Source organism: Methylobacterium sp. WL119 (genome assembly GCF_008039875.1).
In the GTDB taxonomy this organism is placed as follows: domain Bacteria; phylum Pseudomonadota; class Alphaproteobacteria; order Rhizobiales; family Beijerinckiaceae; genus Methylobacterium.
The window spans coordinates 1-11,229 of record NZ_VRUU01000133.1 but is presented as its reverse complement, the minus strand read 5'-3'; the positions used below and the strand labels follow the sequence as shown (position 1 = coordinate 11,229).

9 protein-coding genes and 1 pseudogene are annotated in these 11,229 nt (G+C 63.0%); 4 read left to right on the top strand and 6 right to left on the bottom strand.

Annotated features, from left to right (window positions below):
• Positions 1 to 330: 330 nt before the first annotated feature.
• Positions 331 to 804 (bottom strand): DUF3291 domain-containing protein, encoded by a 474-nt coding sequence (locus FV227_RS25965; protein WP_147860239.1) that lies wholly within the window; start codon positions 802 to 804, stop codon positions 331 to 333.
• A gap of 153 nt (positions 805 to 957) precedes the next feature.
• Positions 958 to 1,596: a glutathione S-transferase family protein gene (locus tag FV227_RS25960; protein WP_147860238.1), complete on the bottom strand. Its 639-nt coding sequence runs from the start codon at positions 1,594 to 1,596 to the stop codon at positions 958 to 960.
• A gap of 506 nt (positions 1,597 to 2,102) precedes the next feature.
• Between FV227_RS25960 and FV227_RS25955 the strand changes: the two genes are divergently transcribed.
• The 4 genes from FV227_RS25955 to FV227_RS25940 all read left to right on the top strand — a co-directional run bounded on the left by FV227_RS25955 (position 2,103) and on the right by FV227_RS25940 (position 8,143).
• Positions 2,103 to 2,624, top strand: a complete 522-nt coding sequence (locus FV227_RS25955) for a YcxB family protein (RefSeq protein WP_147860237.1) — start codon at positions 2,103 to 2,105, stop codon at positions 2,622 to 2,624.
• A 460-nt stretch (positions 2,625 to 3,084) separates the two neighbouring features.
• Positions 3,085 to 4,227 (top strand): alpha/beta hydrolase, encoded by a 1,143-nt coding sequence (locus tag FV227_RS25950; RefSeq protein ID WP_210246743.1) that lies wholly within the window; start codon positions 3,085 to 3,087, stop codon positions 4,225 to 4,227.
• Positions 4,228 to 4,365: 138 nt separating this feature from the next.
• The gene (locus FV227_RS25945) at positions 4,366 to 5,706 is read left to right on the top strand and encodes an SDR family oxidoreductase (RefSeq protein ID WP_147860236.1); all 1,341 of its coding nucleotides are present in this window, start codon (positions 4,366 to 4,368) and stop codon (positions 5,704 to 5,706) included.
• Between the two features lie 208 nt (positions 5,707 to 5,914).
• A complete protein-coding gene (locus FV227_RS25940) occupies positions 5,915 to 8,143 on the top strand; it encodes an EAL domain-containing protein (protein WP_147860235.1) in 2,229 nt (742 codons plus the stop codon).
• 421 nt (positions 8,144 to 8,564) lie between these two features.
• On the opposite strand, the gene FV227_RS25935 is transcribed toward FV227_RS25940, so the two are convergent.
• From FV227_RS25935 to FV227_RS25915, 4 genes and pseudogenes are all read right to left on the bottom strand, one after another.
• Entirely contained in the window at positions 8,565 to 9,119 is a 555-nt protein-coding gene (locus FV227_RS25935) for a hypothetical protein (protein WP_147860234.1), read from the bottom strand.
• Positions 9,120 to 9,820: 701 nt separating this feature from the next.
• Complete coding sequence (locus tag FV227_RS25925; protein ID WP_147860232.1) at positions 9,821 to 10,183, bottom strand: hypothetical protein; 363 nt, start codon at positions 10,181 to 10,183, stop codon at positions 9,821 to 9,823.
• Between the two features lie 85 nt (positions 10,184 to 10,268).
• Positions 10,269 to 10,457, bottom strand: a complete 189-nt coding sequence (locus FV227_RS25920) for a hypothetical protein (protein ID WP_147860231.1) — start codon at positions 10,455 to 10,457, stop codon at positions 10,269 to 10,271.
• Between the two features lie 533 nt (positions 10,458 to 10,990).
• Positions 10,991 to 11,229 (bottom strand): annotated as a pseudogene (locus FV227_RS25915) (porin family protein); the annotation flags it as partial.

The window sequence follows — 11,229 nt, the reverse complement described above, 5'->3', positions numbered from 1 at the left end:
CCGGCATCGTGGTCGCGACGCTGGGCTACTGGCGCCAGCTCAACGAGGGCACGGTCAACAGCATCTCGTCGGGCGCCTTCAGCGACATGGGCCACGCGCCCTCGTTCTCGGACAACCTCGTCGAGGTTGCCCGGGCGAACTAAGGCCGCCGCTTATCGATGGTGAGACAAGCAAGCGTCCGTCGGGGCGCTTGTTTTTTGCGTCGGTCAGCTTGTGGTCGAAGCGAGCTGCCCGAGCCCTCTGTGTGGAGTGCCAGAACATCCTGGGTGTCCGCTCTTAAGACATTGACGCCAGAAAGCAGACCGGCGAAAAACCATCCAATGCGGACGCTTACGCGGGCTTGTTACTACTCCCAATAGCGGACACAGCTTTACCTCTACGCGGGGTGATCGCGACCGCACCCGCCGTCCGAGGCATTGCGAACGATAGATCGCTGTGTTGCGGGCTAGGATGGTGCACCTTCGAGACACGCCCTTCCGAACGCATCCGCTCCGCCGCCTCGTTCCAGATTGGGATGTCTTCTGCCTCCTGGGTCCAGTGAACGACGCTGGCTTCATCACACCAACCCAGGAGTTTCGGCATCGCTTTGCGATGAGCGCCGCTGATCATGTAGCGGCGCATGTCGGATTGGTCGGTCCAAAGGGTCAGCGTCCAAAACGTTCGCTTTCGATCCGCCAGGAGAGATCCACCGATGAAGCCAGGGGCTGCCTTGGTTTGAGACAAGGATCGCAGGGTATCGACCACGAAGGGCGGCATGAAGCGCCACGAGCGGATGCGAAGCCGTGTGATGCTGACGAACGACATGAGAATGCTTCCTGCGAACCAAGCCGAGCGATGCCATAATCTAGGAATGGCGAGTTCGGCGCTTGCTACCCTCAAAGCAGCCGGACAGCTTTCCACCCCAAGCCGTTGTTCCACCTTCGCTCCATGCCGTGGGACCTCAGGATCCCCACGAGGTCATGCCTCGCCCCAGATCGCGCGGACCCGCGCCACAGCTGGGCGCGCGGTCATCCGCTCGTAGTGTCCGGCAAGGTTGGGCGGGAGTGGGATGCCTTGCTGCGGCGCCCAGCGTGTCGCGTAGAACAGTGCGGTGTCGCCGATCGTGAACGCATCGCCCGCCACGTAGGCGCGCCCTGCCATCTGCTGATCGAGGATGATTAAAGCCGCGTCGATGATCGAGCGGCCCTGCTCCTTCACCGAAGCCTGCCCAAGCTTGAGCGTCTGGTGCAGCGCGTCCTGCGGCTCGTAGTTCTCCGTCTTGAACAGACGCCCGAACCCCTGCAGGTGCAGCGTGCCGACAGCGTAGTCCATCACCTCGATGCCCCGGCGCTCAGCCTCGGGGTCAGCGGGGATCAGCCCTTTATCGGGGTTCGTGCGGCCCAGCCACGTGGCGATGGCTCCATATTCGGTCATCACTGTCCCGTCGTCGCGGACGAGGGTGGGGACCTTGCCCTTCGGGTTGATCGCCTTGAACAGTTCCTGCTCGGCCTCGCCGCCGGCCACATCCATCTTTACGCTCTCGTAGGGGGTGCCGATCTCCTCCAGCAGAATGTGGATACCGATCGCGCAGGTATGGGGTCCCCAATAAAATTTCATCGTATCTCCAGTATATTGGATGATTGGGGGCGCGGTCTCGACGGGAGGCTGCCTGTAGCGGGCAATCCGCGTGTCCCGAAGCCGCGCGCGTCGCGCTCGGTCGGGAAAGCGGATGCGTCGCGAGGTGGTTCCCGCACCGACATGGCTGTCTGGTACCCAACGTGTCGCCCAGCGGCGCCTGGTTCCGGGACGCTGACCTCACGCTCTGGCCGGTCAAAGTATGCGTGAAATCGTAGACTGCTCCAAGCCGCGCGGATGTCTGCTTCCCTGATCCGACGTTCCGAAAGCGGATCAGGAAAATCAACGGAAGCGGTCATTCGGCTTGCGACCCAACGCAGCCACCCCCATAGCCGTCAGCGCTTCTTCGAGCGGTCGTTCGTCAGCGCTCCAGCAAATTCAGTTCGGGATCGAAAGCAAACTACCCGTCGAACTCGATCATCGGCCGTGCGCGGGACCGTCCAGGCAGAGGAGGTGGAGACGATCCCATTTTGAGGTAGGCTTACGCCATGCCAAGCCTAACCTACCACCCGTTGCGCGAGGACGTTCTCGCCGGAGGTCGCCTGCACCATCTGAGCCTTCTCACGAGCCAGCGCACGGCCCTCGTCCTGATCGTCTATGGTGTCATCGTGTTCGGGGCCTTCATCTTGTTGGATGCGCCAGCCGATGTAGCGTTCGTGTTTGCGATCGGCGCAAGCCTGTTCCTGATCGTGATGCTGGCGCTGCGGCATCTCGTGGTCCCCTGGCTGATCGTGCGGCGGCAGTTCCAGGAGCAGCGGAGCCTCCACCAGCCCTACACCATCACATGGTCCGAGCGCGGCTACGCGGCTCGCAGCGAGACGATTTCCTCCAACCTGCCATGGGATCACTACGTCCAATGGCGCGAGGATGTCCGCGTCATTCTCCTCTACCAATCGGCAGGGTCGTACCAGTTCGTGCCCAAACACATCCTGTCCACTGATGCACAGGAGTTCATTCGCGCTCGGCTGCGGGCAGTTGGTGTTCGGCAAGCACGTCGGTTCTTCGCTTGAATACGGTCGCGCTTGCCAGACACAGTAGCGACGCGTCTAAGCCCAATTAGCCGGTTGTCTGCTTTGATGCATCCGCCGTCTTGAAGCAGAGGGTCCGAAAACCACCCATCCCGGTCGTCCGACGCTGCTTCACCGAGAGTCTGAGAGTGAACGCTCCCAGGGGCCGCAAAGGGTCGATAGCGGCGCGACAGACATAGGTCGAAACCGGCCGCGTTTGATGTCCGAGAAACGGTCGGATTGCCGACATCTGAGCCGATAGGACAGATGTCCAAGTTGGGTCCAGGCTGTGTGACAACGCCGGCGGCCCAGAACGGTAAAGAACGGTCTTCTACGGCATGTGCGTCTTAGCGCGTTCAACGCTGGTTATGGGTCTCATACGGCGTTTAGGATCTTCAGCCGAACTACTGGAGCGCAGCAGGGTTCTATCCGGGCGCCGCATCATGCGGTCCCAGGAGATCCTATGAACGCGACGAAGCAAACCGCCTTCACATCCGTATCGTTGGCGGCCCTACTCGGCCTTGGCCTGCTTGCCGCTTCCCCCGTGTTCGCCAAGGACGAGAAGGCCGCCCAGGCGCAGGAGATGCGCGAGGCCGACAAGCCCATGGGCCAGGTTCTCAAGGAGTTGCAGAAGCTCGGCGTGAAACCAGTCGCCAAGCTCTCCGTCGAGGAGGCCCGCAAGCAGCCAACGCCCGCCGACGCGGTCAAGGCCGTGCTCAAGGCCGAGGGTAAAGACCCGGTAGCGCTGATGGCGGCCATGAAGGTGTCCAAGAAGGACATGACCTTCCCGACCGGTGGCGGAACCCAGCCGGTTCGGATCTACACCCCCGAAACCACCGGCTCCGGTCCGCTCCCGGTGATCGTGTACTGGCATGGCGGCGGCTTTGTCATCGCCGACATCGAGACGTACGAGGCGTCCGCGATGGCGCTGGCGCACAAGACCGGAGCCATCGTGGTGTCGGCCGAGTACCGTCACGCGCCCGAGGCCAAGTTCCCGGCCCAGGGCGAGGACGCGATCGCCGCCTACAAGTGGGTGATCGAGAACGGCGGCCAGTTCAACGCCGACACCAAGCGCGTCGCGGTGGCGGGCGAGAGCGCCGGCGGCAACCTCGCGATCAACGTGGCCATCGCCGCGCGCGACATGAAGCTCCAGGCACCGCTTCACATGCTGCTGGTCTATCCGGTCGCCGGCGTCGACACCGAAACGCCCTCGTATCGCGAGCACAAGATGACCGCGCCGTTGAGCTCGGCCGACCTACTGTGGTACTTCGACAAGACGCTCAACGGCCCGCAGGACAAGCAGGACCCGCGCCTCGACGTCATCGGCAAGGCCGACCTCAAGGGCCTTCCGTCGGCCACCGTCATCAACGCCGAGATCGATCCGCTCGCATCCGACGGCAAGCTCCTGTCCGAGAAGCTCAAGAAGGCCGGCGTCGAGGTCACGCACAAGACCTACGAGGGCGTGACGCACGAGTTCTTCGGCATGGCGCCGTTGGTGCCTGACGCGGAGAAGGCCCAGACGCTCGCCGCTAAGGAGCTCAAGGAAGCGTTCTCGGGCGCAAGCAGCACCGGTTCCACCGGGGCGCGGAAGAAGTCGGAGGACTGATCCTCCGGAACTCCGAACGGATGTCTGCTTGAAAGGGGCCCGGACAGGATGCGCAAGCGTCGTCCGGGCCTTTTCCGTCGGCAGGCGATGCCGCCGCACTCTCACTCACTCCTAGCCACTCCCCCGGGAAAAGCCGTCATGAAACCAAATCTGAAGCCCCTGTCCGATCAGGTCATGGTCATCACGGGTGCGTCCTCCGGGATCGGGCTGGCGACAGCCCGCATGGCTGCGGAACGCGGAGCCAAGGTTGTGCTTGCGGCGCGCAGCGAAGGCGCGCTCCACCAACTCGCTGAGGAAATCCGAGGCAAGGGCGGACGGGCACACGTCGTCGTCGCCGATGTCGCCAGACCCGAGGATCTGACCCGCATCGCGGATGAGGCCCGCGCGACCTTCGGTGGCTTCGACACCTGGGTGAACAACGCCGGCATCGGCATGTACGGGCGGCTCGACGAAGTCTCCGTCGATGATATGCGCCGGCTGTTCGACACCAACGTCTGGGGCCTGGTTCACGGCTCGCTGGAAGCGATCCGGCACCTGAAGCAGCATGGCGGTGCGCTCATCAACGTCGGGAGCGAGGTCTCCGAGCGCGCGGTGCCGCTTCAGGGCGCCTACTCCGCCTCCAAGCACGCGGTGAAGGGCTTCACCGACGCCCTGCGGATGGAGCTGGAAGACGAAGACGCGCCCGTTTCGGTGACCTTGATCAAGCCCGGGCAGATCGACACCCCGTTTACGGTCAACGCCAAGAACTATCTCGACAGCGAGCCCCACCACGTCCCGCCGGTCTATGCGGCAGGGGCCGTAGCCGAGGCGATCCTGACGGCTGCCGTGAAACCCGTGCGAGACGTGTTCGTCGGCGGAGGTGCCAAGGCGGTGGCCGAGATGGCACATCTCGCCCCCGGCCTGACGGACAAGGCCATGAACGCCAGCGTCATTCCCGGTACGCCGAGCGGAAAGCCCTCTCGCCGCGAGCGCGACAGGAGCGGCCTCGACGTCCCAACCGAGGCTTTGGAGGAGCGCGGCAACTACGAGGGGCGCGTCATGGAGACCAGCCTCTACACGAAGGCGGCCCTTAATCCGCTGCTGACGGGAGCGTTCGTTGCCGGAGCCGGCCTGCTACTCGGTGCCATCGTCAAGGGACTGCCGCATCGTCCGGCGGCAATGCGGGGCGATGCGGGCAGAACCACCCCGAAGGCGCTCCACATCCACCTTGAGGCCAAACCTGGACGCGAGGCGGAGGTCGAGGACCTCTTGCGCGATATCCTGGCCTGCGTCGTACGCGAGCCGGCCACCTCTCCCTGGTACGGGGTCCGCCTAAGCCATTCGACCTTTGGCATCTTCGAGGCATTCCCGGACGAGGCAGGACGCGAGGCTCATCTCACCGGCGAAGGCGCCGCGATCCTTATGAAGCGTTCGAACGCCCTTCTTGCGGAGCCTGCCCGCATCGACAAGCTCGACGTCCTGATGAGCAAGCAGGACTGAGAGTTACCCTCATTCGAACGGACGTATGCGACAGGAAGGTCTTCGTAAAGTGTCTGCGTAGCTCGGTGACATTCCTGCCTCGATCCACGCGACCCTCGACACATCGCCATGGTGACCGGTCGAGGGTCGTGGATGGTTTATTTTGGTAAGGACTGTCCAACGTCAGCGAAAGCCGGAAGGTGTCTCTTAACGACCGGTCGGTAGGATCATGGCGGAATACCATCATCAGGTTTCTGCGGTGCGGCCGACTCCTATCCTCTTCGCCGAAGACGCCCGCGTCGCGGCGCTCGCTGAGTACGATCTCATCGGCTCGGCACCCGCACCCGCCTTCAGTCAGATCGTCAATTTGGCCGCGCGCCTGTTTCAGGTTCCGACCGCGTTCGTGTCTCTGCTCGACCGTGATCGGCAGGTGTTCCATGCCAAGGTCGGTCTCAGCCTATGCGAGACCAGCCGCGAGGTCGCATTCTGCTCGCACACCATCACGCAGACTGACGCCCTCGTCGTTCTCGACGCAGCCTTGGATCCGCGCTTCCACGACAACCCGCTCGTCACGGGGCCGCCGCATATCCGCTTCTACGCAGGGATCCCCCTGCACGCGCCCTCAGGCAATGCCGTCGGCACGCTCTGCCTCGCTGACACGCGGCCGCGCAATGGTTTCTCCGATGAAGATCGGCAGATCCTTCAGCAGTTGGCCGATCTCACGCTCGACCGCTTGGAGATGCGCCGGCTGGAGGTCGCCCAGTGGGCAAGCCAATCCCGCTTCGTTCAGATCGCATCGACATCGCCGGACGGCATCGTCTGTGCCGATGCAAAGGGGCGCATCAACTTCTGGAACGTCGCCGCCGAGCGGCTGTTTGGCCACACTGCTGCGGAGGCAGTCGGGCAACCCATCGACCTGATCGTGCCCGAGCGGATGCGCGGCGGTCATGGAGGTGGTCTGCATCGAGTTGCCGGCGGTGGTAAACCGCGGCTCGTCGGCAAGACCGTCGAGCTGCCGGCACGCCACAAGGACGGAACCGAGTTTCCGATCGAGCTGTCGCTTTCGCAGTGGCAGGAGGAGGGCCGCGCGACCTTTGGCGCGATCATGCGCGACATCCGCGAACGACGCGCCAACGAGGAACATCTATTCCGCCTCGCTCACCTCGACCCGCTCACCGAGCTGCCCAACCGTGCGGTCCTGCGCGAGCGGCTTACCGAGATCGTCGCTGCCGCACGTGCCGTGTCGGTGCTGATGTTCGACCTCGACGGCTTCAAAGAGATCAACGACAGTCACGGGCATGCCACCGGTGACGCCGCTCTCAAGGTGATGGCGGCCCGCCTACTCGCCTGCGTCCGACCCACTGATACGGTCTCACGGCTCGGTGGTGACGAGTTCGTGTTGCTCATGCCCGATATGGGTGATCCACTGCGTGCAGCCGAGGTGGCGGATACGATCATTGCCACGGTTGCGGAAGCGTTCGAGCACGAGGGACAGACGCTTCGGCTTAGCACCAGCATCGGTATCGCCCTGGCGCCGGCGCACGGCGACAGCGCTGACGACCTACTGTCGTGCGCGGATCTCGCCCTGTACCAGGCCAAGGGCGATGGTCGGCACTGCCATCGGTTGTTCACCCCTGTGCTGCGGCAACAGGCGCAGCACGTCCGTGCTTGCCGGGACGAACTCGGTCGGGCCATCGAACGCGACGAGTTCGTACTGTTCTACCAACCACAGGTGCACCTTAGCGACGGTGCGCTCGTTGGGGCGGAGGCGCTGATCCGCTGGCAGCATCCCGAACGCGGCCTGCTCGCACCTGCAGCATTCCTCGACGTGCTCGATACCAGCCGCTACGCTGCGCAGGTGGGTGACTGGGTGCTCCGCACCGCTTGCACGCAGGCCGCGGCGTGGCGCGGGGTAGGAGCATCCGAGTTCCGCATGGGAGTGAACCTGTGCGGCGCCCAGGTTCAGCGCGGTGACTTGGCCGAAACGGTGCGTACCACCTTGCGGGAGGTCGGTTTGCCTGCCGCCTGCTTGGAGCTGGAGATTACCGAAAACATCGTTCTGCACCACGATGCTGAGCTGGTTGCCGCGCTGCGCAGCCTACGAGAGGCGGGCGTCGGTATCGCCTTTGACGACTACGGCACCGGCTACGCCTCGCTCAGCCTGCTCAAGCGTTTCCCGCTCACCCGGCTGAAGATCGATCGATCGTTCGTGACCGGCATGCTTGCCTCGCGCCAGGACGTAACCATCGTGCGAGCGATCATGCAGCTTGGGCGTGGGTTCGATCTAGCTGTAATCGCCGAGGGTATCGAGACGGCAGCTGAGCACGCCTGTCTACGGGAGAAGGGCTGCCAGGAGGGACAGGGCTACCTGTTCGGTAAGCCGATGCCCGCAGACGTGTTCGCCAGCCGCTTCGATCTTGGGTTCCTGAAGGCATCGAGAAACGCCGCGGTCGCCTGACTTCCCATGGTACGGTGCGGCCGCCTCAATCCATGGCTGGAAGCCTATATTCAATTCCGCAGCTTCGCGCCACGCAAACGAAGCGACTGTCGAAAAAACGGTCGGGTATCTGACATATCGCTCAAGCTGCTATCGACCCTCTGCAGAGCCCGAAAACGTCCGTTTGCAGGTTGCTCGTTGGGACAGAGACTTACAGGTGGGAAGCGGAGGAGAGCTGTCGCTGTGACAAGGATATGACTTGTAAGGAATTCTCTCACAGCGCAGAGCTCGTCCATGGCCGTGCGCAGAACCATCACCGTCTCCGTAACTGCGAGACAGGACGACCTCATTCGATCCCACCTCCACTCCGGATGTCATAAAGAGCCTGTGCTCGCGTTCGATATTGTCATCGCTCAAATTTTGGGGTGATCCAGCGCAGCCGTTACGCCTGTCGAGGACGTCGGATGCGCTGCATCTGCACTTTCATCCAGTGAAGCGAGGCACGGGCTGAGCGCGCGGCTGCGCGGGCAGTCGTTTCCGCCATTTGCCAAGCTCGTGTTTTGCGCAGGTTTGCGAGCACGGCATCGCGGATACCTGTGACAAAATCGAGACTTACGGCGAGCCAGTGGTAGGTGCGGAGCTTGTCCCGTCCCGCGTGATAAATGCGCTCAACGAGAACGAAGCTCGCGCCGTAGGCAAAGGCGAGCAGTCCGACGCCGCGCAGGATCAGTCCTTCCCCAATCCAAAGGAGGCCCACCACCTTGAGCGGTTCCACTCCCAGAAAAGGGACTGCGATGACCGCGAGAATGAGCCATCGGGGCTTGGTAGCTATCCAGCGCTCCAGCCGCTTGAGGAATGCGAGCTGCGATATCGCTTGAAGAACGGGTCGATAAGCGGGGCGAGCCAGTGACTCGGCCAGAAGAGGAACAGCGATGAGCCCACGACCGCCAGCAAAGAATATCCGCTGATAGCGAGGGCGCGGAGGGGCGGGGGTCATTGATCGCCCTTATTGGATGCCGATTGCCCACCGAGAAAATCGTGGAAGGCGACGCGTGGAATCCCAGCAAGGAGTTTAGGTGACATGGTGCGATTGTCGAGCGCTGGGCGGAACAGCTTCAGTGCGTGTGGTGTGAATACCCTTGAATGGTGGGCTTTCGCTGGGCCTATTGTGGGCATCGTGTGGCCCTTTGTGGCCCGCTGGCGACGGCCATCGTAGCTCCGCGGCAAGGCCACGGTCGTGCACGGCAAGGTACGGCAGCGTCACGGTAAGGAGCACGGTAGGAGCAGGGGTATCACACCACACGCACTGAAGCTGCTGGCGAGTGCCATGTTGTCGAGATGGTACGCCCACGGGTCCGATCGCGCCCTACTCAACTGGGCTTGGATGCGGCGATGGGGTGCCGCAGTAAATCTTCGGCAGCAACGGGCAGCCGGAGTGATTGCGACGGTGGTCGAGCCTTCGCCTTTCCTTCGCGGTGAAGGTGCCGGGGGTTGCAACGCGACCATGACAGGCTGGACACCGCTTCTCCGCTGCGGCGAACCGGGTCGAGGCTTCGGCGAGGCTGACGATGAGCCACCGCCCATCGACCTTCACTTCGCACTGGCTTGGGGTTGGCTCGACCATGCACCGCTCCGACACGCGATCTTGTTTCCCGCCAGGGCATGTTGGCTGGTCTAGTCCGCGCTCAAGGCGGCCGGTCAGTCCAGGAAGACGCGAACGCCCTCGGTATTCAGGATGGTCCGCTGATCGGCGCACCAGCGCTCGGGGCCGACCTCCGCGATTTCCTGCGCGAGGCGCTTGCCCTCATCGTCGACAGCGGTCTGAGCCTGCTTGGGCCCAAGGCTTTGATCGAGGGTAGGCCGCACGGTGCGAGACAGGCCGTCCGACACCGTGTCGTCGATCGCATAGAACTGCCGGCAGTGAAGGACGATGCCAGCCTGTGCGCCGACGATGCGCACCAGCCCGTCAATCTTCTCGGCTCGCTGCCCGTCGTCGGCTGGCGCCGCTGCACAAGCGCTGGCCGTCAGGATCGTAGCGAGAACGGTGAGAGCGGCATGCATCGCTGCACCCTACCTACGGGCGTGCGATTGTCGAGATCGCATGCGGGGAGACAGCGTTCCCGCGGGACTATACATCAGCCGAGCATCACCTGCGCGAAAGGCGAAGCGTAATGGCTGTCGCGACCATGGCCGCACCAAGCACCTTAAAGAATGCCGCGACCGGATTGTGAGGCAGGAAGTACCGCATCTCGACTGCAAGCGCGCCGCCGATGACGATGACGCCGGCTGCGAACGCAGCGTCGAGGGAGTTCCTAGCATTATTACGTTTTGACATCGCCGCCTTCGAAAGGGTCTGAACGCCTATCCTACGCAACAACGGAGAAACGCCGGTCCCGTTTCTTGGTCGAATGTCCGAGCACAGCTACCGCATTTGTCAGTCAGGCGCCCTGCCCGTGTCAGCGTTCTCAAAGGCGGCCACGACCGCGGCCTAGATCCGGAGAAGGCTCCTCGCGCTACTCGTGCGCAGCGACCGCAATACGTCGGCAGCAGATAGAGCGGCAGAAGGCGGCGGATCGCACTCCGGCGCAGTGATGAGTGGGGACAACGCCTAAAACCATCAGATGCTATAACATGCCTATTGCGCACAAACTGCTTTTGGCTAGGATATAAAAGGTTCTATTCTATCCAAAATAAAACAACTCAAGCGCGCCTTCACAGGTGCGCTTTTTTCGTTCCACCTCAAGCCCTGATCAGATGGTCTCGCAAAACAACAAACGCCCCAGGAGGCATGCTCCTGAGGCGTTGTTGGACCTAGCGGCCAGTCTGATCGGGCTGGGGATCCCTAGGCCAAAGGAATGGCCGAAGGTCCTAGTACGAGCCGAACTTGTAGTTCAGGCCGGCGCGCACGACGGCGAACTCGGTGCTGTTGTTGCGGTTCAGGCCGCTCTGCACGACGGTCACGCCCGGCGAGGTCAGGGTTACGGTGCCGGTCGAGTTGGAGGCGAAGGCGCCGTTGTTGCGGCCGCCCTGGTCGAGGTTCACGTACAGGCCTTCCACCTTCAGCGTCACGGCCGAGGAGCGGAAGAAGTTCAGGAACGAGTCGGTCG